The organism is Azospirillum sp. 11R-A, from assembly GCF_049472615.1.
In the GTDB taxonomy this organism is placed as follows: domain Bacteria; phylum Pseudomonadota; class Alphaproteobacteria; order Azospirillales; family Azospirillaceae; genus Azospirillum; species Azospirillum palustre.
Genome location: NZ_JBCEBL010000002.1, coordinates 1 through 26,109 on the forward strand (window position 1 = coordinate 1; position 26,109 = coordinate 26,109).

A 26,109-nucleotide genomic window follows, 5' to 3' on the forward strand; every position below is an offset into this window, starting at 1 on the left:
CATCCTGCGCACCGGCGCCACCCTGATCCTGCTGGACGAGCCGACCGAGGGGCTGGCTCCGGTCATCATCGAGCAGATCGGCGTCGCGGTGCGCGCCCTGAAACAGCGCGGCTTCACCATCGTGCTGGTGGAGCAGAATTTCCGCTTCGCCGCCACCATCGCCGACCGCCATTACGTGATGGAGGAAGGCCATGTGGTCGACATGATCCCCAACGACCAACTCCACGCCAACATGGACAAGCTGCACACCTATCTCGGCGTGTAGGCGCTCCAGCCCCGACATCACCGGCACCGACGCCGCTCCGTCCCTCTTCCAGGGCCGGGGCGGCGAACCGCCGGATCCGTGCCCGATCACGGCAGAGGGACCCACGATGGGACTCGGCCGCCAATAAAACCAAGAGGGAGAGACCTTCCGATGCGCACGCTTCTTCTCGCCGGCACCGCCCTGCTGACGCTCGCCGGGACTGTCGTTCCGGCTTCCGCCCAGGTGTCGGACAACGTCATCCGCATCGGCGTGCTGAACGACCGTTCCGGCATCTACGCCGATCTGGCCGGCGAAGGCTCCGCCATCGCCGCGCGGATGGCGGCGGAGGAGTTCGGCAACAAGGTCGCCGGCGCGCCCGTCGAGATCGTCGTCGCCGATCACCAGAACAAGGCCGACATCGCCGCCTCGAAGGCGCGCGAGTGGGTCGACACCGGCGGCGTCGACGTCATCGCCGACGTGCCGAACTCCGCCGCCGCCCTGGCGGTGCAGGGCATCACCAAGGACAAGAAGCGCATCTTCCTGATGTCCGGTCCGGGCGCCACCGCGCTGAGCGGTGCGCAGTGCAGCCCCTACGGCTTCCAGTGGACCTACGACAACTACGCCATGGCCGCCGGCACCGGCCGCGCCCTGTATGAGCAGGGCAAGAAGAAGTGGTTCTTCGTGACCGCCGACTATGCCTTTGGCCAGTCGCTGGAAGAGGAGACCACCAAGATGGTGAAGTCGCTCGGCGGCACCATCTCCGGCTCGGTGCGCCATCCGCTCGGCACGTCGGACTTCTCGTCCTTCCTGTTGCAGGCGCAAGGCTCGGGCGCCGACGTCATCGGTCTGGCGAACGCCGGCGGCGACACCGTCAACGCGGTCAAGCAGGCCGCGGAGTTCGGCATCACCCAGTCGGGCCAGAGCCTGGCCGGCCTGCTGATGTTCATCTCCGACGTGAATGCGCTGGGCCTGCAATCGGCGCAGGGGCTGATGCTGACCACCGGCTTCTACTGGGATGCGGACGACCAGACCCGCGAGTGGTCCAAAAAGTTCGAAGCCAAGGCCGGCAAGAAGCCGACCATGGTGCAGGCCGGCGTCTATTCGGCGGTCAAGCACTATCTGAAGGCGGTCGAGGCGGCGAAGACCGACGACGCCGACAAGGTGTCTGCCAAGATGCGCGAGCTGCCGGTCGAGGACATGTTCGCCAAGAAGGGCAAGATCGCCGCCAACGGCCGCATGTTCCACGACATGTATCTGGCCCAGGTGAAGACCCCGGCCGAGTCGAAGGGGGCCTGGGACTATTACAAGATCGTCAAGACCATCCCGGCCGACACCGCCTTCATGGATCCCAAGCAGAGCGGCTGTACGCTGGTGAAGTGAGGGGCGGTGACGTAAGGCGTTAGGCCGTCCTCCGGTCCCGCCCGCCCATTGGGCGGGACCGGAGGATGGCAATCGACGGCTACCCAATCCAAAACAAAAAACAACAACCCAAAAAACAACAACCACGAACCGGGAGAGACGCGGAGATGTTCAGCCTGCTGGGTGTTCCGCCCCAAGTGTTGTTCGGGCAGCTTCTGCTCGGACTGATCAATGGTTCCTTCTATGCGCTGCTCAGCCTGGGGCTGGCGGTGATCTTCGGCATGTTGAACGTCATCAACTTCGCCCATGGCGCGCTCTACATGGTCGGCGCCTTCGTGGCGTGGCTGCTGCTGACCTATGCCGGGATCGGATACTGGGGGGCGCTTATCGTGGCGCCGCTGGTGGTCGGGCTGCTCGGCATCGCGCTGGAAAAGTCGATGCTGTCGCGGCTCTACAAGCTCGACCACCTCTATGGTCTGCTGCTGACCTTCGGTCTGGCGCTGATCCTGGAGGGGGCGTTCCGCCACCAGTACGGCGTGTCGGGCCAGCCCTATCCCATCCCGGACGCGCTGAAGGGCGGGCAGAATCTGGGCTTCATGTTCCTGCCCAACTACCGCGCCTGGGTCGTCGTCGCCTCCCTCACCGTCTGCTTCGGCACCTGGTTCGCCATCGAGCGGACCAAGCTGGGCGCCTATCTGCGCGCGGCGACGGAGAATCCGACGCTGGTGCAGGCCTTCGGCATCAACGTGCCGGTGATGGTGTCGCTGACCTACGGCTTCGGCGTGGCGCTGGCCGGTCTGGCCGGGGTGCTGGCGGCGCCGATCTATCAGGTGTCGCCGCTGATGGGGACCAACCTGATCATCATCGTCTTCGCCGTGGTGGTGATCGGCGGCATGGGGTCGATCCTGGGGGCCATCGTCACCGGGCTGGGGCTGGGGCTGCTGGAGGGGCTGACCAAGGTCTTCTATCCGGAGGCCTCCAACATCGTCGTGTTCGTCGTGATGGCGATCGTTCTTCTCATCAAGCCCGCGGGCCTCTTCGGACGGGAGCGCTGATCCATGAGCGTCGCCAGCAATTCCACCCACGTCGCCCTGCGCGGCCCTGCCCGCGGCGCCGGAACGGCGGTGATCGCCGCCATCCTGCTGCTGATCGCCGTCGCCGCACCATTCGTGCTCTACCCCGTCTTCCTGATGAAGGTGCTGTGCTTCGCGCTGTTCGCCTGCGCCTTCAACCTGCTGATCGGCTTTGCCGGCCTGCTCAGCTTCGGCCATGCCGCCTTCTTCGGCGGGGCGGCCTACATCGCCGCGCATGTGGTGAAGGAATGGGGCTGGGCACCGGAGTTCGGGCTGATCGCCGCCACCGCGGTCGCCGGCCTGATGGGTCTGGTCTTCGGGTTGATCGCCATCCGCCGGCAGGGCATCTATTTCGCCATGATCACGCTGGCGTTGAGCCAGATGGTGTTCTTCCTGGCGCTCCAGCTGCCCTTCACCCATGGCGAGGACGGCATCCAAGGCGTGCCGCGCGGCACCCTGTTCGGGCTGTTCGACCTCGGCCAGCCGCTGACCATGTACTACACCGTGCTGGCGATCTTCGTCGCCGGCTTCGCCCTGATCTGGCGCACGGTGCATTCGCCCTTCGGGCAGGTGCTGAAGGCGATCCGCGAGAACGAGCCGCGCGCGGTGTCGCTCGGCTACCGCACCGACCGCTACAAGCTGGTGGCCTTCGTGCTGTCGGCCTCGCTTGCCGGTCTGGCCGGCGGGACCAAGGCGCTGGTGTTCCAGCTCGCCAGCCTGACCGACGTGACGTGGCAGATGTCGGGCGAGGTGGTGCTGATGACGCTCTTGGGCGGCATGGGCACTTTGTTCGGGCCGGTGGTGGGTGCGGGGCTGGTGGTGACCTTGGAAAGTTATCTCGCCTCCACCAGCCTGCCGGTGCCGGTGGTGATCGGCTGCATCTTCGTCGTCTGCGTGCTGGTCTTCCGTCGCGGCATCGTCGGCGAGCTGCTGGCCCGCCTGCCGAAGCGGGGGCACTGACCCCGCCCGCCGTTTCCGTGGAGCTCCCGACAGAACTCCCCCAGGGGGGACCGAAAGGTCCCCCTCTTTTTCCTCATCCCATCACCCGCCCCTCTCCCGCGTGAGTTGAAAATCCCAAAACCGCGAAGGGGTATGGCGGAGGATGTAGAGAACAGGTCCGGGTTGCCTTTTTAAAAAGAGCGCCCGCGAGCCGTTCCGTAAAGGTCTGGTCTGATGAACGGGTGCGGATGACCGCGCGCACCCGCCCGATCCTGTGCGCCTTCCCTTTAATCCGACGGATGGGCTACTATGTTGACCTCTGATATTGTTGGCAAATTGCGCTGCAACGCAGCAGACCCCAAAGCGGGCATCGCAAGGGGCCTCGACACCGGGACGACGAAGATCGGTCCCGTTTGGGAGGGTGACGTGGGCGACACCGTGGATTTCGAAGCGCTGCGCCAGCGGGCGGTCCACTCCCTGTTCGAACATCTGGAATCCATGTGCGTCGGCGCCGTCGCCGTCGATCACGCCGGCCGCATCGCCTGGATGGACGAGAAGTACAAGGCTCTGCTGGGGGTTCCCGGCGATCCACGCGGCCGGCAGGTGGAGGACGTCATCCCCAACAGCCAGCTGCGCCGGGTGATCGACAGCGGCCAGCCGCAGCCGCTGGACATCATGGAGTTCGACGACCGGTCCTTCGTGGTGACGCGGATGCCGCTGTTCGGCACCGACGGCTCGATCATCGGCGCCATCGGCTTCGTGCTGTTCGACCGCGCCGAATATCTCCGCCCGCTGGTCCGCAAATACGAGAAGATGCAGGAGGAGCTGGCCCGCACCCAGCAGGAGCTGGCGCATGAGCGCCGCGCCAAATACTCCTTCTCGCAGTTCCTGGGCGCTAGCGAATCGATCCGCGAGATCAAGCGGCTGGGCCGCCGCGCCGCCCAGATGGATTCGACCGTCCTGCTGCTGGGCGAAACCGGGACCGGCAAGGAACTGCTGGCCCAGGCCATCCATTCCGCCAGCCCACGGGCGTCCAAGCCCTTCGTCGGCGTCAATGTCGCCGCCATTCCGGAAACCCTGCTGGAGGCGGAGTTCTTCGGCGTCGCCCCCGGCGCCTTCACCGGTGCCGACCGCCGCCACCGCGACGGCAAGTTCCAGCTTGCCAACGGCGGCACCCTGTTCCTCGACGAGATCGGCGACATGCCGCTGCCGGTGCAGGCCAAGCTTCTGCGCGTGTTGCAGGAGCGGGAGATCGAGCCGCTCGGCTCCAACAAGGTGGTGCGGGTCGATGTCCGCATCATCGCCGCCACCAGCCGCGACCTGCATGCCCTGGTGCGCGAGAAGCAGTTCCGCGCCGACCTCTATTACCGGCTGAACGTGGTGCCGATCACCCTGCCGCCGCTGCGCGACCGGCCGGAGGACATCGAGAGCATCGCCGACCGCATCCTGGAACAGCTGGCGATCCAGCAGGGCACGCCGCCGCGCGAGCTGCTGGAATCGGCGGTGCAGGTGCTGCGCGACTATGACTGGCCCGGCAATGTGCGCGAACTTTACAACACGCTGGAACGGGTGGTGGCGCTGACCGACGCGCCGATCCTGACCGCACCGTACATCCGCAGCGTGCTGCCCGGCCAGCATCCGGCCGGCGCGTCGGCCCTGCCGCTGGCGGCCGGCGCGCGGCCGTTGCAAGAGGTGCTGCACGCCGCCGAGCGCCACGCCATCGCCGCGGCGCTGGAGGAGGCGAACGGCGTCAAGGCGCGGGCGGCGAAGCTGCTGGGCATTTCGCGCGCGTCGCTGTACGAGCGCATGGTGACGCTGGGGCTGGGGGCGACCCAGTAGCGGCGGCACAGGCCGGCCGCAGTAAATTCCGTACTGCGGAACGCTGTTTCATTGACGTGCCGGCCCCCCACTGTCAGGATCGTCCCGCACTGGTTTGCGGGAGGGTTCGGGCATGCGCAGGCGGGAAGAGGCTCTGGTCGCCGACGATCTGGCGGAGGACGAGAAGGATCCGCGTTTCGTCACCGCACTGGCCCGCGGGCTGGAACTGCTGCGCGCCTTCCGCCGCAACGAGTCGATGCTGGGCAATCTGGAACTGGCGCAGCGCACCGGCCTGCCCAAGCCGACGGTGTCGCGGCTGACCTACACCTTGGCCAAGCTGGGATACCTCTCCTACGACCAGAACACCGGCAAGTACCGGCTCGGCACCTCGGTGCTGGCGCTCGGCTATGCCAGCCTGTCGGGCATGGGCATCCGGCAGGTCGCCCGCCCGCTGATGCAGGAACTGGCCGACCAGACCGGGCTGGCAGTGGCGCTGGGCGGGCGCGACCGGCTGAGCATGATCTATCTGGAATGCTGCAAGGCCACCGGCCCGATCACCCTGTCGCTGGATGTCGGCTCCCACATCAAGCTGTCGACCACCGGCATGGGCCGCGCCTATCTGGCCGCCCTGCCGGAGGCGGAACGGGCGCCGCTGATGGCGAAGCTGGAGGAGCATGAGGGGGAACGCTGGCCGGAGATCCGCGACGGCGTCCTCCAGGCCATCGAGGATTACCGGACGCGCGGCTATTGCCGCTCCATCGGTGCCTGGAAGTCGGAGGTCCATGCCGTCGGCGTTCCCTTCGTGCCGCGCGACGGCTCGCAGGTGCTGGCCTTCAACTGCGGCGGGCCGGCCTTCATGGTCGATCTGAAGAGGCTGGAGGAGGAGTTCGCGCCACGGCTGGTGGCGATGGTTCGGCGGATCGACGCGACCCTGTTCAACGGGTGAGGGAGCCCGTTCAACGGGCGGGGGACCGGGAAACCGCCGCCCCGTCCCGCGCCAATCGGTTTTTCCTATCGGAGTATCCTGAAAAATCGATTGGACGAATCAGGTGTTTATAGCCATTCTTTGAATCGTTCCAGACAGGCTTCCCGATCCGGGTTTGTCCTGTTCCGGCCGGTCCTCCATTCGGTGCCAGGGGGGCCGGCCCCCCGGAAGGGCGGGGATGTCGGGGATGTGCGGGCACGTTCAATCCAACGCCCCGCCGTCTCCGCCCTTCCGGGGTCTGGTCCTCTGTTCAAGCGTCCTGTCGGCCCGTCAGGCCGCCCTGACCCGCGACAGGAAGCCGTCCACCTCACTGCGCAGGCGCCCTGCCTCCTGCGACAGCAGCGAGGCGGCGGACAGCACCTCGTTCGACGAGGTGCCGGCCTCGTCGGCGGCCTTGCTGACGCCTGCGATGCTGGAAGAGACCTCCTGGGTTCCCTGGGCCGCCTGCTGGACGTTGCGGCCAATTTCGCCGGTGGCGGCAGTCTGCTCCTCGACCGCCGCCGCGATGCTGTTGGAGATCTCGTTCACCTGGGTGATGGTCCGGCCGATGTTGCGGATGGCAGTGACGGCGCCGCCGGTCTGGGTCTGGATTTCCGCGATCTGGGTGGAGATGTCCTCGGTCGCCTTGGCGGTCTGGTTGGCGAGCTGTTTCACCTCGCTCGCCACCACGGCGAAGCCTTTCCCCGCCTCGCCGGCCCGCGCCGCCTCGATGGTGGCGTTGAGTGCCAGCAGATTGGTCTGGCTGGCGATGTTCTGGATCAGGCTGACCACGTCGCCGATCCGCTGCGCCGCCACGGCCAGCCCTTCGACCGTGCCGTTGGTGCGCTCGGCCTCGCTCACCGCCTGACCGGAGATGGTGGCGGACTCGGCCACCTGCCGGCTGATTTCGCCGATGGAGCTGCTGAGCTCCTCCGAGGCCGCCGCCACCGTCTGCACGTTGGCCGAAGCCTGTTCGGTCGCGGCGGCGACCGCCGTCGACTGGCGGGCCGTCTCCTCGGCGACCGCCGACATGGTCCGCGCGGTGGACTGGAGCTGCGCCGCGGCGCTGGAGACCGCCTCGACGACGGTGCCGATGCTCGTCTCGAACTCGTCCGCCAAGCCGAGCATGGCCTGCCTGCGCTCCGCCGCCGCCCTGGCTTCGGCCTGCTTCGCCTCCTCCTCCAGCTCGCGGCTGCGGATCAGGTTGGCTTTGAAGATGCTGGCGGTTTCGGCGATTGCCCCCACCTCGTCGCGGCGGCCCGTTCCGGCGATCTCGACCGTCAGGTTGCCGTCGGCCAGCCCGCGCAGCGACGAGACGATGGATTTGATCGGCCCGACAATGCCCTTCTGCGAGACCAGCAGGCCGGGCAGCAGTCCCGCCAGGGTTCCGGCGCCGGCGAGGACGAACATCCAGGTCAGCTTCAGGGCCGCCATCTTCTCGGCCGTCCGCGCCAGCTCGGTCGAGTCCTTCTCGGTGAAATCGAGGAAGGCCGTGATGTCGCTGCGCAGGCTCCTGACGTCGGTGCGGCTCGCCTCCACGGCGACCTTGATCGTCCGCTGCCCGTCGGTCAGCGTGGACAAGCCCTGGACCTTGCGCGCCGCATCGAGGGACGCCGCCAGCTTCTCGTAATAGGCGGGAAGCTGGCGTTCGATCTTCTGCAGGATGACCACCTGCTCCCCTTCGACCGTGCCCTTGAGCCGCGCGATGGCGTCGGCAATCGCCTTGCGGCGCTCCTCGATGGCGGCGGATACGGTGCCGACCTCGCCCGGATCGATTGCGAGGCTGTATTCGTCGCGGTTGATTTCGGCAAGCAGACGATTGAGGCGGGAACTGAGACGCACCTCAGTCGTCGCTTCGTCAAGGTCCGTGATCGCAGATCCAAGGGATTGCAATCCAATTGCACCGAAGCCGGCAATTGTCATGCTCACTACGGAAAGCATGCTGACGATCAGCATGATCTTCATAGATATCTTAAGATTTCCCAAAGACATCCCTTAATACCCCCTCAAGTCGTGAGTTTTTATTTACAAATTTACAGGTTATTTTTATTAGAAATGCATTTTGTACGTTGCATAATCTTAAAATTGCTTTACCCGTTGCCACAAAATACAACCTATGAAGAAAGTCGTATTGCTGGAACGATTTTAAAGTATCTGTCGCCGGAGCGATGTTCTGCTATTGGGCGAGCCCGAGCCTCCGCCGTTTGCGCTTTTCGCGGTCGGGAACTCTTCATGACGGCGGGCCGTTTTCAGGATGCGGCTGGATTCCGGCGGGGAGACGTGGCTTGGCAGGCGGCTTGACGGACTGGCTGGTGCAGGTGATGCACAACCTCCACTATGTCGGGATTTTCTTTCTGGTGGCGTTGGCGCGGGTCTTCCCGCCGATCCCTGCCGAGTCGGTGATCCCGCTGGCGGGGATCGGGGCGGCGACCGGGGAATTCACGCTGGTCGGGGTGGCCATCGCCGGCGGGCTCGGCTCGCTGGCCGGACAGCTGGTGTGGTTCCTGCCGAGCCGGCTGATGGGCCGCGACCGGCTGGAGGCCTTTTTGAAGAAATACGGCCCCTGGCTGACCATCAACCCGAAGAAGGTGCGGCAGAGCACCGACTGGTTCGCCAGGCGCGGCGGGCTGGCCGTGTTGTTCTCGCAGCCGGTGCCGGGGGTGCGGACGCTGATCTCGATCCCGGCCGGCGCCTGCAAGATGTCGATCCTGAACTATTCGCTGGCGTCCGGCATCGGGTCGGTGCTGTGGACGCTGCTGCTGGCCTGGACCGGCTACATGCTGTCCACCTGGCCCTTCGCCCACCGGCTGGTCGGCTATTTCACCGTCGGGCTGCTGGTGGTGCTGGTGGGCCTCTATCTGTGGCGGCTGTCAAAGCACCTGCATCTGCTGCGCAAGGGCGGCACGGCCGCGGAGGCGCCGGGCGTCACGCCGTCGGCCGGCTGCTGAGAGGCGGTTGCCGACCGGGGATCAGGCCGTCGCCATTCCGACGATGCCGGTGGCGGCCATTCCCAGCGCCCACAGGCCGAACAGGCCCAGCGCCACGCCGGTGCAGTGGTTCAGCATGGTCAGCCCGCGGTCGGAGATGCGGTGGCGAACGGCGGCCACCCCCATCGACAGCGTTATCCACCACAGCGACGACCCGATGAAGACGCCCAGCACCAGGGTGGAGGCTTCCAGCCGGTCCAGCGTGCCGCCCAGTCCGAAGCCGGCGAAGATGGCGATGAAGGCCATGATGGTCGCCGGGTTGGTCAGGGTCAGCGACAGGCCTGTCATGAAGCCGGCCAGCCAGGATTTGGTGTCGGGGGCGGAAGCCGCCTCGCGCTCGTCGGCGTCGGGATGCTGGCGGAAGGTGCGGACCGCCACCACCAGCAGGAAGATGCCGCCGATCAGCTGGAAGGCGATCTCGTGGCCGCGCAGGAAGCTGAGCGCCGCCGACACGCCGAAGGCGGCGATGGCGCCATAGAAGGTGTCGGCCACCGCGGCGCCGAATCCGGTGAAGAAGCCCATCAGGGGGCCATGCTGAAGGGTGCGGCGGATGCACAGCAGGCCGATCGGCCCGACGGGTGCGGCGATGGCGAATCCGAGAGCGATTCCCTGCAAGAGCACCCAGACTTCGTTCACCGAGCGTCGCCCCCAATTTCTTTATGGCCAAGTTCAGATGGCCGTGCCTTCAGATGGCCGTGCCCGTCGCCAGTTCGTCGCAACGACTATCGGCGGGGGTGATAAACGCCCCAGCCCCCGTCGTCAACCGGGGGCGACCCGATTCGCTCCGTTGTTTCGTCCGCTTTCCCTGTTGTGTGAAATCATGGCGCGGTTATCCTTTGGGTCAAGTTTCCGCAGTCGGGAGTGGGTGGGACATGAAGACGCGTATTCTTGCAGCCATGCTGGCGGTGACCGCGGCCGGAGCTGGAGTCGGCGGCGGCGCTCCGGCGCTGGCCGACGATTTCTCGCCGGCCGTGGTGTTCGACCAGGGCGGCAAGTTCGACAAGTCCTTCAACGAGGCCGCCTATAACGGCGCCGAGCGGTTCAAGAAGGAAACCGGCACCGCCTACCGCGAGTTCGAGATCACCAACGAGGGCCAGCGCGAGCAGGCCATGCGCACGCTGGTCCGCCGCGGCGCCTCGGTCATCGTCGCCGTCGGCTTCTCGCAGACCGCGGCGGTGGACAAGGTGGCGAAGGAATCGCCCAAGACCAAGTTCTGCCTGATCGACGACAAGCTGGACGCCCCCAACGTCCAGTCCGTGACCTTCAAGGAGGAGGAGGGATCCTTCCTGGTCGGCATGGCGGCAGCGCTGGCGTCGAAGACCGGCAAGGTCGGCTTCATCGGCGGCATGGACATCCCGCTGATCCGCAACTTCCTGACCGGCTACGAGCAGGGCGTGAAGCATGTCGCGGCCGCCGACGAGGTGTTCGTCAACATGACCGGCACCACGCCGGCCGCCTGGAACGATCCCGGCCGCGGCGCCGAACTGGCCAAGAGCCAGTTCTCGCGCGGGGCCGACGTGGTCTTCGCCGCGGCGGGCGCCACCGGTCTCGGCGTGCTGCAGGCGGCTGCCGATGCCGGCAAGCTGTCCATCGGCGTCGACAGCAACCAGAACCATGTCCATCCCGGCAAGGTCCTGACCTCGATGGTCAAGCGGGTGGACGTCGTCGTCTACGACTGCATGAAGTCGGCGAAGGACGGCAGCTGGAAGGCCGGTCATCGCGTCGTCGGGCTGAAGGAGGACGGCGTCGGCTATGCGCTGGACGACAACAACCGCAAGCTGATCGCGCCGGAGATGGAAGCGAAGCTGGAAGAGGCGAAGAAGCAGATCATCGCGGGCTCGCTGGCGGTCAAGCCGTACCAGCCCTGAGCCCGGATGCTTCGATGACTGAAGGTCGTGCCCAGAAAAACGGGCCAATCGCCCTGGAGACGGTGGCGATCAACAAGTGGTTCGGCACCAACCATGCCAACCGCGACGTGTCGCTGTCGGTCCCGGCCGGCACCATCCATGGGGTGATCGGCGAGAACGGCGCCGGCAAGTCGACGATCATGAGCATCGTCTACGGCTATCTGCGCGCCGACAGCGGGGAAATCCGGGTGAACGGCAATCCTGCCGCCATCCGGACCCCGCGAGACGCTCTGGCTGCCGGCATCGGCATGGTCCATCAGCACTTCATGCTGGTGGACCCCTTCAGCGTGCTGGAGAATGTGCTGCTGGGGGCGGAAGGCGGCGTCACCCTGGCGGGCGGCCTCGCCCGGGCCAGGACCGAGCTGACCCGGCTGGCCCGCGATTATGGGCTGGAGGTCGATCTCGACAGCCCGGTCGGCGACCTGCCGGTCGGCGCCCAGCAGCGGGTCGAGATCCTGAAGGCGCTCTACCGCGGCGCCGACATCCTGATTTTGGATGAGCCCACCGGCGTGCTGACCCCGCAGGAGGCCGACCATCTGTTCCGCATCCTGCGGGCGCTGCGCCAGCAGGGCAAGACGGTCGTCATCATCACCCACAAGCTCCGCGAGATCATGGAGCTGACCGACAACGTCACGGTGATGCGGCGCGGGCAGGTGGTCGCCAACGTCGCCACCCGCGACACCAGCCGCGAGCAACTGGCCGAGCTGATGGTCGGCCGCAAGGTTCTGCTGCGCGTCGACAAGACGCCGGCCCATCCGGGGGCGGAGGTGCTGCGGGTCGAGGGCTTGCGGGTGCGCGATCCCTCGGGCGTGGAGCGGGTGAAGGGGGTCGGGCTGTCGGTGCGGGCCGGCGAGATCGTCGGCATCGCCGGCGTTTCCGGCAACGGCCAGTCCGAACTCCTGGAGGCGCTGGCCGGCATGCGGCCCATCGCCGGCGGATCCGTCCGCCTGCGCGGGGAGGAACTGGCCGGTCATCCCAACCGCTTCAACGCCCGCGCGCTGCGTGGCCTGGGCGTCGGGCATGTGCCGGAGGACCGGCAGAAGGTCGGGCTCGTCACCAGCTTCTCGGCGGAGGAATGCTCGATCCTGGGCTTCCAGGACGATCCGGCCTGGAACGGCCGGGTGCTTCTGGACCGCGACGCGGTGGCGGAAAGCTGCGCCCGCCGGATGGAGGAATACGACACCCGCCCGCGCGACGGCAGTCTGGCGGCGGCCAACTTCTCCGGCGGCAACCAGCAGAAGATCGTGCTGGCCCGCGAAATCGAGCGGAACCCCGACCTGCTGCTGGTCGGCCAGCCCACCCGCGGCGTCGACATCGGCGCCATCGAATTCATCCACCGCCGGTTGGTGGCGTTGCGCGACCAGGGCAAGGCGATCCTGCTGGTGTCGGTCGAACTGGACGAGATCCGGGCGCTCGCCGACCGCATCGTCGTGATGTTCGACGGCCACATCGTCGGCGAGGTGATGCCGGACCGGGCGGACGAGAAGACGCTGGGTCTGATGATGGCGGGTTGCGGGTGAGGGGTTCGCCCCTCACCAGGGAACGGTCCGCCCCTGATAGTCGAGATACTCCAGGCCGGGCCTGTCCTGCTTGGCGAGCAGCACATCGACCAGCTTCGGAATGCTGTCCTCGATGGACAGCGGTGCATCGGCACCGCCGAGTGCTGTCCGGATCCAGCCCGGCGCCATCACCGCCAGCGGACGGCCGCTGCCGGCCCGGCGCGCCGCGAAGCTGCGCATGAACATGTTCAGCGCCGCCTTGCTGCCGCGGTAAAGCTCCCGCTGGCCGGACAGGTTGTTGGCGATGCTTCCCTGTCCGGATGACATCACGCCGATCAGCCCGGCAGCGGTAACGTTGCGCTCCAGGCTTTCGATGACGCGCATCGGGCCGAGGGCGTTGGTGGTCATGACGTGGATGAACTCGTCGGTCGAGACCTCGCCGATGGTCTGCGTTGGGTCGCGGTTGGCGGTTCCGGCATTGACGAACAGGATGTCGAACGTTCTGCCCACCAGCCTGTCGCGGAGCGCGGCCAACTGGTCGGGCATGCAGATGTCCAGGCTTTCGATCTCGACCCGGCCGGGATGGGCGTCGGCCAGATCGTGCAGTTCGGTGCGATTGGGACCGCGCACCGTGCCGAGAACGCTCCAGCCCTTCTTCAGGAATTCCGCCGCCATGGCATGGCCGAGGCCGCGCGACGCGCCGACCAGAAGAATGCTGCGATGGGAGTCGGTGGGGAGATGCTGCATGGGATCGTGGCTCCTGCTGTCGATGTCCATGCTCCATATGTCCGGAGCCCCGGCCTTGCGCCAGCCGCACAGGATGCAAAGATCGATTGCGTCCGGCGCTATGCGTCGGCTGTCCGCCCGGTTATCCTGCGCCGATGCAGGCCATCGACTTGAACCTTCTCCTGCCGCTGGATGCGCTGCTGACCGAACGCAGCGTGACGGGGGCCGCCCGCCGCCTGGGCCTGAGCTCTTCCGCCATGAGCCGGACGCTTGCGCGGCTGCGCCGGGTGACGGGCGACCCGCTGCTGGTCCAGGCCGGCCGCAGCCTTGTCCCGACGCCCTATGCCGAGGAGATTTCCGGCCATGTCCATGCGCTCTGCCGCGACGTGCAGGCGGCCCTTCGGCCTGCCGGCGGGCGGCTGGACCTCGCATCGGTTCGTCGCACCTTCACCATCCGGGCCGGCGAGGGGTTCGTGGAGCTGATGGCGGCGCCGGTGATGGTTGCAGTGGCGGATGCCGCGCCGCATGTGCGCCTGCGGTTCGTGCCGAAGCCCGACAAGGAGGCGGAGCCGCTGCGGGACGGGCGGATCGACCTGGAGATCGGTGTGCTCGGCACCTCGGCGCCGGAGTTGCTGACGCAGCTGCTGTTCCGCGACAGGCTGGTCGGTGTCGCCCGCAGCGGGCATCCGCTGCTCGCGGACGGCGCGGTGACGCTGGAACGCTATGCCGCCTGCGGCCATGTCGCCGCGTCGCGCCGGGGCGAGTTTCACGGACCGGTCGACGACGCGCTGGCGGAACTGGGCCTCATCCGCACCGTGCCCCTGGTCGTTCCGCGCTACCCCGACGCGATGCGGGTCGCCGCCGGGTCGGATCTGATCGCGGCAGTTCCGCGCTCCTGCCTGGGCAACAGCCTGACGGCCGGCGATGCCGGCTGGGGATTGCAAAGCTTCGAGCTGCCGGTGCGGACGGCGGATTTCGCCATCTCCGCCATCTGGCATCCGCGCCTGCAGGCGGACCCGGCCCACCGCTGGCTCCGCGAGACCATCGCGGCGGTGTGCCGGCGGGCCTATCCGTAAGGACGGCCCGCGGCCTGTGCTTCCAAACCGGTTACTTCGCGAACAGCTTCGACATGTCGGCGAAGGCCTTGAACTCCAGGGCGTTGCCGGCGGGGTCGAGGAAGAACATGGTGGACTGCTCGCCGACCTGACCCTTGAAGCGGGTGTAGGGCTCGATCACGAACTTGATGCCGGCGGCCTTCAGCTTCTCGGCGAAGGCGTCCCAGTCGGCGGGTTGCAGCACGACGCCGAAATGCGGGACCGGCACGTCGTGGCCGTCCACCGGGTTGTGGTGGGCCGGGGCGGCGCTGGGGTCGCGCGGCTTCAGATGGGCGACGATCTGGTGGCCGAACAGGTCGAAGTCGATCCACTCGTCGCTGCTGCGCCCCTCCGGGCAGCCCAGGACGGTGCCGTAGAAATGGCGGGCGGCGGCCAGATCGTCGACCGGGAAGGCGATGTGGAAGGGCGTCAGCGTCGTCATCGGAGGGTTGGCCTTTCGCGACCGGGTGGCGGTGAGCTGCCAGTGTGGCTGCCGGGGGGCTGTTTGTGCCCCAAGCAGAGCGTATCCCGGCACACTTGACAAACGAGTTCTCGGGCAGAGATTTATGAGTTCAACTCATGATTCGGATTGTCCATGCCCGACCGCGTCCTGCCGTCGCTCAACGCCGTCCGCAGCTTCGTCGCGGTGGCCCGCCATCTCAGCTTCACCAGGGCGGCCGACGAGCTGGCGGTGACCCAGGGTGCGGTCAGCCGCATGATGCAGACCCTCCAGGCCGATCTGGGGGTCGAGCTGATCCGCCGTGTCGGCCGCGGCATCGAACTGACGCCGACCGGGGCAGCCTTCTACAGCGAGGCGTCGGCGGCGCTCGACCGCATCGCCGCGGCGGCGCGGGCGGCCCGCGCGCAGGAGGGCGGGGTGCTGCGGGTCAGTGCGCTGCCGACCCTGACGCAGCGCTGGCTGATCCCGCGGCTGAAGGGATTCCAGGCGGAGAACCCCGACATCCAGGTCGAGGTCAGCATCGGCGAGCACCGCGTCGATTTCGCCAAGGAGCGCATCGACGTCGCCATCCGCTATGGCGTGGAGGAGTGGCCGGGGGCGGAGATCGCGACCCTGATGCCGGAGACGATGGGCGTCTTCTGCGCACCCTCGCTGCTGGAGCAGGGGCCGCCGTTGAGCCATCCCGCCGATCTGGCGCAGCACCGGCTGTTGCAGCACACCACCCGGCCCGATTCCTGGCGTGTCTACCTCGCTGCCTTCGGCCTGCCGCTGCCCGAGGCGGCGCTGTCTCTGGCCTTCGAGCATTTCTTCATGATCATCGAAGCGGCGTCGGCGGGCATGGGGGTCGCCCTGCTGCCGGTCTTCCTGGTCGGAGACGATGTGGCGTCGGGGCGGCTGGTCCAGCCCTTCACCGAGACGCTGCGGCCGCGCGGCCGCTACCTGATCGCCCACGCGCCGGGCGCCGAGCGGGCGCGCCGGGTGCGCCGCTTCAAGGAATGGCTGCTGACCGAGGTGGCATAGAGTGTGATCGCTTCAGACGGAATCGTCTGAAGCGTGAATCGCACGGAAAATCAAAAAGCCAGAGTCCGGCTACTCCAGCGTGCCGGCCGCCTCATGCCGGTCCTCGCCGGTCGCCAGCAGGGTGTCCACGGCGATGCGCAGGCCGGCGACCACCCGGTCGATGGCCATCGACGGCATGCCGGGGTGGCGCACCGCCTGTTCTGGTGCGAGCGGGATGTGCAGGAAGCCGACGCGCAAGCCCGGCCGCCGCACTGCCCGCAGATGGCAGGCGCCGTAGAACAGGTGGTTGCAGACGAAGCTGCCGGCGCTGTGCGACAGGCCGGCGGGGATGCCGGCGTCGCGCAGGGCGGCTGCCATCGCCTTGACCGGCAGGCTGGCGAAATAGGCGGCGGGGCCGTCCGCCACCACCGGCGCATCGACCGGCCGGTTGCCGGCATTGTCGGGGATGCGGGCGTCGTCGAGGTTGACGGCCACCCGCTCCAGCGACAGCTCCGCCCGGCTCTGCGCCTGCCCGACGGCGAGCAGTGCCACCGGATCGGTTTCCGCCACCGCGCGCTCCAGCGCGTCGAGCGCCGCACCGAACACGCAGGGCATCAGCCGGGCGGCGACACGGTGGCCGCGGCAGTCCCAGCCGTCCAGCTGCCGCACCGCCTCCCAGGACGGGTTGACGGGCTCGCCGCCGAACGGCTCGAAGCCGGTCAGAAGGACGGTGGGCATCGCAGAGTCCTTGAGAAATTTCATCGTGTCCGAGCCGGCCCCCGATGATGGCGGGGGAACTGCACCGCGCGCAACAGCTCTTCGCGCACCCGCGCCACCACCGGCGCCCAATCGCCGGGGCGCTGCTGGCGGAACAGGCGGAGCGTCGGGTACCAGGGGCTGTCGTCGCGGTCGAGCAGCCAGCGCCAGCAGCCGCTGAAGCGCGACAGCACCCACACCGGCACGCCCAGCGCGCCGGCAAGATGGACGACGGCGGTGTCCACCCCGATCACGAGGTCGAGCTGCCGGACGATGGCCGCGGTGTCGGCGAAGTCGGTGACTCCGGGCATCGGGTCGAAGACCGCCGGCCTGTCCAGCTGAGCCGCCGCCGGTCCCTTTTGCAGGCTGACCCAGGACACGCCCGGCACCGTCAGCAGCGGCGCGAGCTGGGCAAGGGCGAGGCTGCGGCGGGCGTCGGTCCGGCTGGCGGCGGCATGGCCCAGCCGCGGGTCGCCGGCCCAGACCAGCCCGACCCGCAAATCCTCCGTCTCCGGCAAAGCTCCGGTCCAGTGCCGGACGGCGTCCGGCGGGGCGGCCAGATAGGGCTCCACCGCCGGAATGCGGTCGGGCGTCACCGCCAGCCGCTGCATCAGCGACAGCAGCGGCACCCAGAGATCGTAGGTGTCGGGATTGGGCAGGGCGGCGGTCACCGCATCGACGCCCGCCATGCCGGCGAGCAGCCGGACCAGCGGCACCCGGCAGTGCAGGACGATCCGCCGCGCGCCGCGCGCCTTCACCAGCGGGATCAGGCGGGCGAATTGCAGGGTGTCGCCGAATCCCTGTTCCTCCACCACCAGCAGGGTCTTGCCGGCGATGTCCTGGCCTGTCCATTCGGGTTTGGTGCAGGCAGGCTTGGTCAGCGCCAGTTCCCGTGCCTGCCAGCGCGCCTCGTACGCCTGCCAGCCTTCCGCGAACAGCCCGTGCTGGAGCAGGGCCTCGGCCAGATTGTAGCGCACGCTGGGCATTGCCGGCGCGAGAGTGGCAGCGCGGCGCAGCAGGACCAGCGCGCCGGCAGGGTCGCCGCAGTCCTGCCCGGCATGGGCCATCGCCAGATAGGGGGCGTGGAGGCCGGGGACCAGCGCGATGGCCCGGCGGCAGGCGTCGAGGGCGGCCAACGGATGGTCGGCCTCCTGCAAGATCGCGCCGAGGTTGGCGTAGGCCTCGGCCATGTCGGGGCAGCGGACCAGCGCCTCGATGCAGGAGGACACCGCCTCGTCCGCCCGGCCGAGCCGGCGCAGGGCCGCGCCGCGGTTGGCATAGGCGTGCGCCGCCTGCGCGGGAGGCAGCCGCGGGTCGCCCAGCAGCCGGTCATAGATTGCCAGCGCCTGTGCCCAGCATCCGGCCCGATGCAGGCGCAGGGCCGTGGCGAAGCCGGTTTCGAAGCCGGTTTCGTCGGCACTCGTCGGCGCGGACGGCCGGGAGACTTCGGGGTGGGCGCGGGGGATGGTTTTCGACATGGGCCGCCTCCACGAGGCCGGCGGAAACCGCCGGCGCTGATGGAGGGGTTACACGGTGCCGTCCGCCGAAGCTGGCGCGGATTCCGGAGGCAGCTGTCTTCGGGTCAGGCCGCGACGGCCGCTGCCAGGACGCGGGTCTGGCGGGCGACCTTCTCGAAGGCCTTTTCCTCGATCTGGCGGATGCGCTCGCGGCTGACGCCGTAGCGGACCGACAGATCCTCCAGGGTCAGCGGGCTGTCGGACAGGCGGCGGCTGGTCAGGATGTCGCGCTCGCGGTCGTTCAGCACGGCCATCGCCTCGTGCAGCAGGGCGCTGCGCTGACGGGCCTCACCGCGTTCGACCAGCGACTCCTCCACCGACGGACGCTCGTCGGCCAGCAAATCCTGCCATTCGCCCGAATCGCCGTCGGCGCTCATCGGCGCGTTCAGCGAGGCCACCGGCCCCGACATCCGGCGGTTCATGGCGACCACGTCATCCTCGGGCACCGACAGGTCGGTGGCGATGCTGGTGACGCTGTCGGGGTGCAGGTCGCCGCTGCCATACTCGCCCAGCTTCCGCTTCAGGCGGCCCAGGCTGAAGAACAGCTTCTTCTGCGCGGCGGTGGTGCCGATCTTCACGAGGCTCCAGGACCGCAGGATGTAATCCTGGATCGAGGCCTTGATCCACCACATCGCGTAGGTGGACAGGCGGAAGCCGCGTTCGGGTTCGAATTTCTTGACGGCGGTCATCAGGCCGAGATTGCCCTCGGCGATCAGGTCGGACAGCGGCAGGCCGTAGCCGCGGTAACCGCCGGCGATCTTGACGACGAGACGGAGGTGGCTGGTGACCAGCCTGTGCGCCGCATCGACATCGCCATGCTCGGTCCAGGCCTTGGCCAGCATGTATTCGTCCTCGGCCGTCAGGACCGGGTAACGGTGCGTGTCGTTGATGTAGCGGGACAGGGATTCGCCGGAATCGGGCGAACGGAGGGCAATGGCGGTGCTCATGTCACATCCTCGTGCAAAGCGATATGACGGGTTCAGGACCCCCAAGGCGGCGGGCCCAGGCCTCTCCGGCGGAGCAGGCAGGCATATAGTACAAAACTGGTGCTGTAAGTCAAGCGCGGCGGTCGGGTATAGGAGGTTCAGGGGGGCGGCTGGTTCCGGCGGTACTGGCCCGGCGTGACGCCGAAGGCGCGCCGGAAACAGCGGCCGAGATGGCTTTGATCGGAAAAGCCGGCTTCGGCCGCCACGGCGGCGACCGGTTCTCCGGCCCGCAGCAGGCGCCGCGCCTCGTTCAATCGTCCGGACAGCCGGAAGAGCTGCGGCGGGACGCCATGCTGCTTGCGAAAGCTGCGCGAGAAGCCTTCGCGGCTCATCCCGGCAAGGCGGGCGCCCTCGCCAACCGTTTCCCAGGAGGGGGGCATCGCCTCCACCCGTTGCGGCGGCATGCCGTCCTCGCACTGGTGGCTCTCGATCATCGCCGCCAGATCGGGCCAGCCGATGCTCCCCTGCCGCCGCCACAGCAGCGCCATCGCGGCAAACAGGGCCGCGGCGTTGCAGGCCCCGGGCGAGGTGTAGATGTTGATGCAGAAGACATCGGCCGGTTCGGAAAGGGAGCTGTGCGGCGTTCCGGCCGGAATTCTCACCCCCCGGCCCGGTGCGACCTCGAACGGCCTGTCCTTCATCAGGAAGCGCCGACGGCCCGACAGGACGAAGGTCAGCTGGTCTTCTTCATGGAAATGCACCGGCAGCGAGACGTCCTGTCCGCACACGACGCCGAGTTCGACGATGTCGCGGCTGAACGGGCGCCAATAGTTCCAGGCGCCGCCGCTGCCCATGCCGCCGCTGCCCATGCCGTTGGGGAACTGAAAAGACACCGCCATGACCAACCACCCCGCTTCCGGCCGCAACCCTTTCAAAAAACGACTTTCGCGCAACCGTAATCAAGTCCCGGTTGCATGGGCAAGGCCGCGGTTTGGTTTGGTCACATGCGTTCCAGACGGCGGAGCCACGGCGCTGCTATCCATCCTCCGGGACGCGCCGCATGGAAAGCCCTCCATGCCGGCCGGCATGTTTTCGGGGGAGTATGGCATGACCGCCGCCTTGTCCGCCTTTTCCTATCTTCTCGTCGTCGGTGCCGGCGTGAGCGTCGCTTTGCAGCAGGTGCTGAACGCGAACCTGCGGGCCGAACTCGGGTCGCCCTGGTGGGCGGGCTTCGTCAGCTACTTTGTCGGCATGCTGGCGATGCTGGCGGTGGCGCTGACCTCCTCCGGTCCCCGGCTCACCGACCAGCTGGCCGGACCGACGTCGTGGCTGTCGTGGACGGGGGGCCTTTTCGGCGCGCTGTTCATCGGGACCGCCATCCTGATGGTTCCCCGCCTCGGCGCCGCGACCGTGCTCGCCCTGATCGTCGTCGGCCAGATGCTCGGCTCGCTTGCCTTCGACCATTTCGGCCTGTTCGGCCTTCCCCACCATCCGGTGAGCCTCACCCGGCTGGCCGGCGCGGCGTCCCTGCTGCTGGGCGTCGTCCTGATCCGCGTCTGACACCGGGAGGCCATGGTGAAGCTGGTCATCGTATCCGACATCCACGGCAATCACGACGCCTTGCGCGCCCTGCCCGAGGCGTATGACGAACTCTGGGTGCTGGGCGATCTCGTGAATTACGGGCCGCAACCGAACGACGTCGTCACCGACATCATGGGAAAGGCGTCCCTGGCGATCCAGGGAAACCACGACCATGCGGTGGCGCACGACGACGACCGACGCTGGAGCGCGCGCTATCGTCCGTTGGCCGAAGCGACCAGACGCTACACGTCGTCCGCCCTCGGCGACGCGCAGAAGGCCTATCTGCGCGGGCTTCCGCAGCAGGCGCAGGCCGAGCGCGACGGCCTCCGGTTTTCACCTGACGCACGCGATGCCGTCGGATCCGCTCTATGGCCGGCATCCCGAGGACGCCGCCGGGTGGGAGAGGGAACTCGACGGATTGCGGGCCGATGTCCTCCTCGTCGGGCACACCCATGTGCCGATGCTGCGCAGGGTCGGCGACAGGATGGTGCTCAATCCGGGAAGCCTCGGCCAGCCCCGCAACGGCACGACGCTGGCAAGCTACGCCGTCTGCCAGGACGGTCGTTTCGAACTCAAATCCTTTCGCTATCCGGTCGAGGCGACGATTGCGAAGCTCAAGAGCCTGGGCTTGCCGCGCCCTGTCGAAAGCGAACTGGTCGCCATCCTCGAAACCGGTTCGGTCCGATCGGACGCAGACACCGCCCGACGCTAATTCTGTTGCCCGGCGGGGGAGGGGCGCTTACGGTCGCATGTCGCCCCACATATGGTCTTTCCCACCGGTCCCCCTGTCCAGATGCCGCGTCCCGTGATCCGCCGCCTGATCGATGCCGTGCCGACCGCCGTCCTGCCGATGGTGGCGGGGGTGGGGCTGTCGGCGCTGGTGGCGCCGCAGCCGGATGCCGCCATGGCGCTGCTGCGCGGGCTGGTGGTGACGCTTCTGCTGACGCTGCCGTCGCTGGCGGTCGGGACCGCGCTGGGCACGCTCGCCGGATCCTGGGCTGCGGTCGCGCCGCGGTCGGCCGGCGGTCTGGTCGGCCGGCTGCTGGCCGGAGCCGGGCCGCTGCTGCCCGGATTCCTGCTGGCCGCCGTCGCCGCGCTCGCGGTGCGGGCCGGGGCGTCGGCGGCGCCGCTGGGCTGGACCGCCCTGTCGATTCCCGCCGCTTGCCAGGCCGCCCGGCTGGCGCGCCCGGCGATGGGCCGCGCCCTGGGTCCGGGGCCGGAGGGCGGGGCGGTGCGGATGGCCCGCGGGCTGGGGCTGGACGAGCGCACCGTGCTGCGCCACCACGCCCTGCCGCAGGCGGTCGCCCCGGTGATGGGGGGCTTGCGCGCCGCGGTGCTGGCGGCGATGGTCGGCGCGGTGGCGCTGGAAAGCCTGCTGGATCTGCCGGGGGCGGGCGCGCTGATGGTCGATGCCGCCCGCGCCGGATCGGCAGCCGGTGCGGTGCCGGTCCTGGTGGCACTGGGCGGGCTGACCGCGCTATTGAACGCGCTGGGCCTCGGGGTGCGCGACTGGATCGACCCGGCCAACCACAGCTCCACGCCCTATGAAGGGGCGTGACCGAAGAAGGACCCCGATGGCCGAGTACGACCAACCGCCGCTTTCCCATCCGGTTCCGCCGGAGACCCCGCGTGCCGGCTTCGCCCGCGGGCTGTCGGGTGCCGCCATCCTCGCCGCCCTGGCGCTCGCCTGCGCCGCGGCGCCGCTGATGGCCGACGGCAGCGCGGTGCACCGGCTGGACGCCGACCCGGTCGCCGCCGCGCTGCTCGACGGGCGGGGCAGCCTGTCCTTCGCCCTGCTGGCCGCGGTGCTGGGCGGGCTGCTGGGCATCAGCTGGGCGCTGCTGGCCGGGATGCTCGGCACGCTGACGGGCAGCCGGGCGGAGCGGCGCACCATCGCCGCCGCCCAGCGGATGGCCGGCTGGCCGCTCGCCCTGCTGGTTCCGCTCGCCGGCGGGCTGATGGGGCCGGTCTGGCTGCTGGCGCTGGTCACCGCGCTGACCGCGGCGCCCGCGGTCGCGGCGCTCGCCCATGCCGAGCTGTCGAGCCTGATGCGGGCGGAGTTCCTGACCGCCGCCCGCGCCGCCGGCCTGCCGGAAGGCGAGGTGGTGCGCCGGCACCTGATCCCCAACCTGACGCGCCCGCTGCTGGCCGCCGGGGTGCTGGCCCTGCCGCGGGTTCTGGCGGCGGAGAGTTTCGCCAGCCTGCTCGGCCTCGGGCTGCCGCCGGCCCTGGGCAGTTGGGGCGCCTCGGTCGGGCTGGCGGCGCGGCTGGGCGACCCGGTGGCCTTCGTCCCGCCGGCCCTGCTGCTGGCGCTCGCCCTCTGGGCCGCCTGCGCCATCGCCGACGGCATGGCGGCCGGACAGCGCAAACCATGACCGACGCATCCGTCCTTGGGGCCACGAAGCCCGCGCCGGTCGAGACCGAGGCGCTGACCCTCATGCTGGGCGACCGTGTCCTGCTCGACCGCGCCACTCTGCGGGTGGAGCGCGGGCAGGTCCTGGCCATCACCGGCGGGGCCGGCAGCGGCAAGACCGCCCTGCTGGGGGCGCTCGCCGGGCAACTGCCGGCCGGTGTCGACATGGCGGGCACCGCCCGCGTCGACGGCCATCTGCTGATCGCCCAGGGCGGCCGGCTGGCGCCGCGCCGGCCGCTGGCCCTGCAGGTGGCGGAGGTGGTCGGCCACCATCTGGGGCTCGACCTGCGGTCGTCGCTGCGCCGCATGGCCGACGGTCTGGACCGCATGGGCGTTCCCGCCGCCGCCCGGCGCTTCGACCTGCCGCCGGAACAGCTGCCGGAGCAGCTGCGCTGGGCCTGCCTGTTCGCCATGGCGGTGGCGGTGGGGCCGGCGGTGCTGCTGGCCGACGCGCCGGCCGCCGGGCTGGACCCGACGGTGCGGCTGCGGCTTCTCCACCGGCTGGCCGACTGGGCGCGGGCCGACGGGGTGGCGCTGATCCTGGCCGGTCGGCCGGAGGATGGGCTGGCCGGTCCGGCCGACTGGGTGCTGGCGCTGCGCCGCGCCCGTCTGCTGCCGCCCAACCCGGCAAGGACCGAACCGCTGGCGCCGCTGGAGCCGCCTGGAGCCGCCCGCCTGCATGCCCGCGGTCTCGGCATGTCCTATCCGCTCGCCCCTGGCCCGGGGGGGAAGGCGCGGTCGTTGGCGGTGCTGCATGGCATCGACCTGGATTTGCGGACGGGCGAGACGCTGGCCCTGCTGGGCGAGACCGGCAGCGCCAAGGCGACGCTCGCCCGTTCGCTGCTGTGCCTGCCGCCGCCGACGGCGGGGGCGGTGGTGTGGATGGGCCGCGACCTGATGGCGACCGCCGCGCCACCGGCTGCGGGTGACGCCAACGACCCCGACCGTGGTGGATTGCGCCGCGCCCGGCGCGACCTGCAACCGCTGTTCCCCGACCCGGCCGCCTCCTTCGACCCGGCGATGACGCTCGGCGCCCAGTTCGGCCTCGTGCTGGAGAGCCTGCGCCCGGACATCGCCGCCGACCGCCGCGACCACCGCATCGACGAGGCGCTGGAGGAGGCCGGCCTGCGTCCGGAGGCGGCGCTCCGCTGGCCGTCGGCGCTGAGCGTCGCGGAGGCCGCCCATGCCGGCCTTGCCCGCGCCATCCTGTCGGAGCCGCGGGTGCTGGTCGCCGACGAGCCGGCATCCAGCCTGTCGGCGGAGGAACGCGAAACCTTCCTCGACACGCTGATGGCGGTGCGCGACCGCCGCCGGCTGTCGCTGGTCCTGGCGACCGAGCGGTATGACGAGGGGCTGCGCGATGCCCATCGCGGCGTCGTGATGCTGGCCGGCCGGGTGGTGGAGAGCGCCGACGCCGGAACGCTGCGCACGGCGCCGCTGCACCCCTACAGCCGGGCGATGCTGGCGGCGGCGCAGGGCGAACGCCCGGCGCTGGAGGGCGACGCGCCGTCGGCCTTCGCCCAGCCGGCCGGCTGTCCGCTGCGCCGCCGCTGTCCGCTGGCACGGGAGTTCTGTGCCCAGGCCGTTCCGACGCTGGAGGAGGTGGCGCCCGGCCACCATGTGGCCTGCCATTACTGGGACACGCCGGCTGACGGGTGAATGGGGTCGACTCAACGGCTGGCTGTTTTCATGCCATCGTGTTATCCTTTCAGGACGTTGGTTTCCACATCGTGAACGCCTGCCGCCGGGGAGCCGATGCCGTCCCTGTCCGTCACCATGCCCGATCTGAACCGTCTGCCGGCACTGGAGCTGCTGGCCGGGCTCGCCACGCCGCTGTGGCTGGCGCGGGCGGAGGATGGCGGCGTGGTCTGGCTGAACGGGACGGCCCGCGCGCTGTTCGGCCCGGAGGCCGTGGGCGGCAGCCTGCGGATCGAGCCGGCCGGACCGGCAGTGGCCACCGCCGGGACGAAGACCGAGCGCGCCGTGATCGTCCGGGGAGCCGACGGCCCGCCGCTCGCCCTGACCGCCCGCATCGGACCTGTGCCGGACTGCGGTCTGATCCTGGTGGAGGCGACTGCCGACAGTGCCGACCTGAAGGCCCAGGCGCTGGAGCTGGCTGCGGCCAACCGTCGCAAGTCCGAGTATGTCCACCATTTGAGCCACGAGCTGCGCACGCCGCTGACCGCCGTCATCGGCTTCGCCGAGATCCTGCGCGACCGGCTGCTGGGACCGCCCGACAGCCCGCGCTATGGCGAGGCGGCGGCCCAGATCGTCGCCGCCGGCGACTATATGCTGGAACTGATCAACAATCTGCTCGACCTTGCCCGCATCGAGGCCGGGCGGCTGGACCTGCATGAGGAGGAGTGCCCGCCGGCCCTGATCGTCGATGCCACCCTGTCGATGATGGCGGATCGGGCGGAGCGGTCGGGCGTGACCCTGTCCGCCCGCCTGCCGGACGATCTGCCGGTGCTGTGGGCCGATCCGTCGCTGGTCCGGCAGATGCTGACCAACCTCGTCGGTAACGCGCTGAAATTCACCGCTGCCGGCGGCCATGTGACGGTGTGGGCGGAGTGTGACGCGGATGGCGGTCTGGTCCTGGCGGTCGCCGACGACGGTCGCGGCATGCCGCCCGACCGCATTCCGCAGGCGCTGACCGCCTTCGCGCAGCTGCACGATCCCGCCCATGATCCGATGACGGTGGCCCAGCATGGCTCCGGCCTCGGCCTGCCGCTGACCGCCGCCCTGGTGGAACTGCATGGCGGCAGGATCGCCGTCGACAGCGCACCGGGGTGCGGCACGACGGTGCGGCTGCGCTTTCCGCCGGAGCGGGTGGTGGGGTAGGCGGAG

The 26,109-nt window shown here is 69.1% G+C and carries 24 protein-coding genes and 2 pseudogenes; 18 read left to right on the forward strand and 8 right to left on the reverse strand.

Features of this window, described 5'->3' with window-relative positions; genetic code table 11:
* The 6 genes and pseudogenes from VH569_RS03625 to VH569_RS03650 all read left to right on the forward strand — a co-directional run.
* Window positions 1-265: pseudogene (locus VH569_RS03625) on the forward strand (ABC transporter ATP-binding protein); the annotation flags it as partial.
* A gap of 150 nt (window positions 266-415) precedes the next feature.
* Window positions 416-1,624 (forward strand): ABC transporter substrate-binding protein, encoded by a 1,209-nt coding sequence (locus VH569_RS03630; protein ID WP_423314138.1) that lies wholly within the window; start codon window positions 416-418, stop codon window positions 1,622-1,624.
* A gap of 146 nt (window positions 1,625-1,770) precedes the next feature.
* Entirely contained in the window at window positions 1,771-2,658 is an 888-nt protein-coding gene (locus VH569_RS03635; RefSeq protein WP_376965767.1) for a branched-chain amino acid ABC transporter permease, read from the forward strand.
* A 3-nt stretch (window positions 2,659-2,661) separates the two neighbouring features.
* Window positions 2,662-3,636 carry a branched-chain amino acid ABC transporter permease gene (locus VH569_RS03640; RefSeq protein ID WP_423314141.1) on the forward strand — a complete coding sequence of 325 codons (975 nt, stop codon included), beginning with the start codon at window positions 2,662-2,664 and terminating at the stop codon, window positions 3,634-3,636.
* Window positions 3,637-4,041: 405 nt separating this feature from the next.
* Complete coding sequence (locus VH569_RS03645; protein WP_423314143.1) at window positions 4,042-5,454, forward strand: sigma-54 interaction domain-containing protein; 1,413 nt, start codon at window positions 4,042-4,044, stop codon at window positions 5,452-5,454.
* Between the two features lie 112 nt (window positions 5,455-5,566).
* Window positions 5,567-6,379: an IclR family transcriptional regulator gene (locus VH569_RS03650; RefSeq protein ID WP_423314145.1), complete on the forward strand. Its 813-nt coding sequence runs from the start codon at window positions 5,567-5,569 to the stop codon at window positions 6,377-6,379.
* A gap of 309 nt (window positions 6,380-6,688) precedes the next feature.
* Here VH569_RS03650 and VH569_RS03655 read toward each other — a convergent pair whose 3' ends face one another.
* Window positions 6,689-8,389: a methyl-accepting chemotaxis protein gene (locus tag VH569_RS03655; RefSeq protein WP_423314147.1), complete on the reverse strand. Its 1,701-nt coding sequence runs from the start codon at window positions 8,387-8,389 to the stop codon at window positions 6,689-6,691.
* 293 nt (window positions 8,390-8,682) lie between these two features.
* Between VH569_RS03655 and VH569_RS03660 the strand changes: the two genes are divergently transcribed.
* On the forward strand, window positions 8,683-9,345 hold the full coding sequence (locus VH569_RS03660; RefSeq protein ID WP_423314149.1) for a DedA family protein: 663 nt from the start codon (window positions 8,683-8,685) through the stop codon (window positions 9,343-9,345).
* Window positions 9,346-9,366: 21 nt separating this feature from the next.
* Here VH569_RS03660 and VH569_RS03665 read toward each other — a convergent pair whose 3' ends face one another.
* Window positions 9,367-10,020: a LysE family translocator gene (locus VH569_RS03665; protein WP_098736110.1), complete on the reverse strand. Its 654-nt coding sequence runs from the start codon at window positions 10,018-10,020 to the stop codon at window positions 9,367-9,369.
* A gap of 236 nt (window positions 10,021-10,256) precedes the next feature.
* Between VH569_RS03665 and VH569_RS03670 the strand changes: the two genes are divergently transcribed.
* Together VH569_RS03670 and VH569_RS03675 are read left to right on the forward strand one after the other, a co-directional pair.
* Window positions 10,257-11,252 carry a BMP family lipoprotein gene (locus VH569_RS03670; protein ID WP_423314152.1) on the forward strand — a complete coding sequence of 332 codons (996 nt, stop codon included), beginning with the start codon at window positions 10,257-10,259 and terminating at the stop codon, window positions 11,250-11,252.
* Between the two features lie 14 nt (window positions 11,253-11,266).
* Window positions 11,267-12,811, forward strand: a complete 1,545-nt coding sequence (locus tag VH569_RS03675) for an ABC transporter ATP-binding protein (RefSeq protein WP_423314154.1) — start codon at window positions 11,267-11,269, stop codon at window positions 12,809-12,811.
* Window positions 12,812-12,823: 12 nt separating this feature from the next.
* Here the strand turns inward: VH569_RS03675 and VH569_RS03680 are convergent, their stop codons facing one another.
* Entirely contained in the window at window positions 12,824-13,537 is a 714-nt protein-coding gene (locus tag VH569_RS03680; protein ID WP_423314156.1) for an SDR family NAD(P)-dependent oxidoreductase, read from the reverse strand.
* A 134-nt stretch (window positions 13,538-13,671) separates the two neighbouring features.
* Here VH569_RS03680 and VH569_RS03685 point away from each other — a divergent pair, with 134 nt between their 5' ends.
* Window positions 13,672-14,592: a LysR family transcriptional regulator gene (locus tag VH569_RS03685; RefSeq protein WP_423314158.1), complete on the forward strand. Its 921-nt coding sequence runs from the start codon at window positions 13,672-13,674 to the stop codon at window positions 14,590-14,592.
* Window positions 14,593-14,623: 31 nt separating this feature from the next.
* On the opposite strand, the gene VH569_RS03690 is transcribed toward VH569_RS03685, so the two are convergent.
* Window positions 14,624-15,052 carry a VOC family protein gene (locus tag VH569_RS03690; RefSeq protein WP_109050266.1) on the reverse strand — a complete coding sequence of 143 codons (429 nt, stop codon included), beginning with the start codon at window positions 15,050-15,052 and terminating at the stop codon, window positions 14,624-14,626.
* A gap of 153 nt (window positions 15,053-15,205) precedes the next feature.
* On the opposite strand from VH569_RS03690, the gene VH569_RS03695 reads away from it, so the two are divergent.
* Window positions 15,206-16,090, forward strand: a complete 885-nt coding sequence (locus VH569_RS03695) for a LysR substrate-binding domain-containing protein (protein ID WP_423314161.1) — start codon at window positions 15,206-15,208, stop codon at window positions 16,088-16,090.
* A gap of 69 nt (window positions 16,091-16,159) precedes the next feature.
* Here the strand turns inward: VH569_RS03695 and pcp are convergent, their stop codons facing one another.
* From pcp to VH569_RS03715, 4 genes are all read right to left on the reverse strand, one after another.
* Window positions 16,160-16,807 carry a pyroglutamyl-peptidase I gene (gene pcp / locus VH569_RS03700; RefSeq protein ID WP_423314162.1) on the reverse strand — a complete coding sequence of 216 codons (648 nt, stop codon included), beginning with the start codon at window positions 16,805-16,807 and terminating at the stop codon, window positions 16,160-16,162.
* A gap of 20 nt (window positions 16,808-16,827) precedes the next feature.
* Window positions 16,828-18,303 (reverse strand): glycosyltransferase, encoded by a 1,476-nt coding sequence (locus VH569_RS03705; protein ID WP_423314163.1) that lies wholly within the window; start codon window positions 18,301-18,303, stop codon window positions 16,828-16,830.
* 104 nt (window positions 18,304-18,407) lie between these two features.
* Window positions 18,408-19,289, reverse strand: a complete 882-nt coding sequence (gene rpoH, locus VH569_RS03710; RefSeq protein ID WP_098736116.1) for an RNA polymerase sigma factor RpoH — start codon at window positions 19,287-19,289, stop codon at window positions 18,408-18,410.
* 137 nt (window positions 19,290-19,426) lie between these two features.
* On the reverse strand, window positions 19,427-20,167 hold the full coding sequence (locus tag VH569_RS03715; protein WP_423314165.1) for a helix-turn-helix domain-containing protein: 741 nt from the start codon (window positions 20,165-20,167) through the stop codon (window positions 19,427-19,429).
* Window positions 20,168-20,375: 208 nt separating this feature from the next.
* Here VH569_RS03715 and VH569_RS03720 point away from each other — a divergent pair, with 208 nt between their 5' ends.
* The 7 genes and pseudogenes from VH569_RS03720 (at window position 20,376) to VH569_RS03750 (ending at window position 26,103) form a co-directional block, all read left to right on the forward strand.
* Window positions 20,376-20,828, forward strand: a complete 453-nt coding sequence (locus tag VH569_RS03720) for a DMT family transporter (protein WP_423314167.1) — start codon at window positions 20,376-20,378, stop codon at window positions 20,826-20,828.
* 12 nt (window positions 20,829-20,840) lie between these two features.
* Window positions 20,841-21,038 (forward strand): annotated as a pseudogene (locus tag VH569_RS03725) (metallophosphoesterase family protein); the annotation flags it as partial.
* A gap of 160 nt (window positions 21,039-21,198) precedes the next feature.
* Entirely contained in the window at window positions 21,199-21,561 is a 363-nt protein-coding gene (locus tag VH569_RS03730) for a metallophosphoesterase family protein (RefSeq protein WP_423314168.1), read from the forward strand.
* An 81-nt stretch (window positions 21,562-21,642) separates the two neighbouring features.
* The gene (locus VH569_RS03735; protein WP_423314169.1) at window positions 21,643-22,407 is read left to right on the forward strand and encodes an ABC transporter permease subunit; all 765 of its coding nucleotides are present in this window, start codon (window positions 21,643-21,645) and stop codon (window positions 22,405-22,407) included.
* A 16-nt stretch (window positions 22,408-22,423) separates the two neighbouring features.
* Window positions 22,424-23,224, forward strand: a complete 801-nt coding sequence (locus VH569_RS03740; RefSeq protein WP_423314170.1) for an ABC transporter permease subunit — start codon at window positions 22,424-22,426, stop codon at window positions 23,222-23,224.
* Window positions 23,221-24,921, forward strand: coding sequence for an ABC transporter ATP-binding protein (locus VH569_RS03745; RefSeq protein WP_423314172.1), 1,701 nt, complete (start codon window positions 23,221-23,223; stop codon window positions 24,919-24,921). Before VH569_RS03740 ends, VH569_RS03745 begins: the two co-directional genes overlap by 4 nt.
* A gap of 96 nt (window positions 24,922-25,017) precedes the next feature.
* Window positions 25,018-26,103 carry a sensor histidine kinase gene (locus VH569_RS03750; RefSeq protein ID WP_423314173.1) on the forward strand — a complete coding sequence of 362 codons (1,086 nt, stop codon included), beginning with the start codon at window positions 25,018-25,020 and terminating at the stop codon, window positions 26,101-26,103.
* The last annotated feature ends 6 nt before the right edge of the window (window positions 26,104-26,109 follow it).

Excerpts from the sequence above, each read along its gene's own strand:
- VH569_RS03750 (WP_423314173.1), top strand. The coding sequence starts at position 25,018 with ATGCCGTCCCTGTCCGTCACCATGCCCGATCTGAACCGTCTGCCGGCA.
- VH569_RS03670 (WP_423314152.1), top strand. The coding sequence starts at position 10,257 with ATGAAGACGCGTATTCTTGCAGCCATGCTGGCGGTGACCGCGGCCGGA.
- pcp (WP_423314162.1), bottom strand. The coding sequence starts at position 16,807 with ATGCCCACCGTCCTTCTGACCGGCTTCGAGCCGTTCGGCGGCGAGCCC.
- VH569_RS03675 (WP_423314154.1), top strand. The coding sequence starts at position 11,267 with ATGACTGAAGGTCGTGCCCAGAAAAACGGGCCAATCGCCCTGGAGACG.
- VH569_RS03640 (WP_423314141.1), top strand. The coding sequence starts at position 2,662 with ATGAGCGTCGCCAGCAATTCCACCCACGTCGCCCTGCGCGGCCCTGCC.
- VH569_RS03730 (WP_423314168.1), top strand. The coding sequence starts at position 21,199 with ATGCCGTCGGATCCGCTCTATGGCCGGCATCCCGAGGACGCCGCCGGG.
- VH569_RS03635 (WP_376965767.1), top strand. The coding sequence starts at position 1,771 with ATGTTCAGCCTGCTGGGTGTTCCGCCCCAAGTGTTGTTCGGGCAGCTT.
- VH569_RS03690 (WP_109050266.1), bottom strand. The coding sequence starts at position 15,052 with ATGACGACGCTGACGCCCTTCCACATCGCCTTCCCGGTCGACGATCTG.
- rpoH (WP_098736116.1), bottom strand. The coding sequence starts at position 19,289 with ATGAGCACCGCCATTGCCCTCCGTTCGCCCGATTCCGGCGAATCCCTG.
- VH569_RS03655 (WP_423314147.1), bottom strand. The coding sequence starts at position 8,389 with ATGTCTTTGGGAAATCTTAAGATATCTATGAAGATCATGCTGATCGTC.
- VH569_RS03715 (WP_423314165.1), bottom strand. The coding sequence starts at position 20,167 with ATGGCGGTGTCTTTTCAGTTCCCCAACGGCATGGGCAGCGGCGGCATG.
- VH569_RS03680 (WP_423314156.1), bottom strand. The coding sequence starts at position 13,537 with ATGCAGCATCTCCCCACCGACTCCCATCGCAGCATTCTTCTGGTCGGC.
- VH569_RS03685 (WP_423314158.1), top strand. The coding sequence starts at position 13,672 with ATGCAGGCCATCGACTTGAACCTTCTCCTGCCGCTGGATGCGCTGCTG.
- VH569_RS03740 (WP_423314170.1), top strand. The coding sequence starts at position 22,424 with ATGGCCGAGTACGACCAACCGCCGCTTTCCCATCCGGTTCCGCCGGAG.
- VH569_RS03630 (WP_423314138.1), top strand. The coding sequence starts at position 416 with ATGCGCACGCTTCTTCTCGCCGGCACCGCCCTGCTGACGCTCGCCGGG.
- VH569_RS03745 (WP_423314172.1), top strand. The coding sequence starts at position 23,221 with ATGACCGACGCATCCGTCCTTGGGGCCACGAAGCCCGCGCCGGTCGAG.
- VH569_RS03695 (WP_423314161.1), top strand. The coding sequence starts at position 15,206 with ATGCCCGACCGCGTCCTGCCGTCGCTCAACGCCGTCCGCAGCTTCGTC.
- VH569_RS03650 (WP_423314145.1), top strand. The coding sequence starts at position 5,567 with ATGCGCAGGCGGGAAGAGGCTCTGGTCGCCGACGATCTGGCGGAGGAC.
- VH569_RS03720 (WP_423314167.1), top strand. The coding sequence starts at position 20,376 with ATGACCGCCGCCTTGTCCGCCTTTTCCTATCTTCTCGTCGTCGGTGCC.
- VH569_RS03705 (WP_423314163.1), bottom strand. The coding sequence starts at position 18,303 with ATGTCGAAAACCATCCCCCGCGCCCACCCCGAAGTCTCCCGGCCGTCC.
- VH569_RS03735 (WP_423314169.1), top strand. The coding sequence starts at position 21,643 with ATGCCGCGTCCCGTGATCCGCCGCCTGATCGATGCCGTGCCGACCGCC.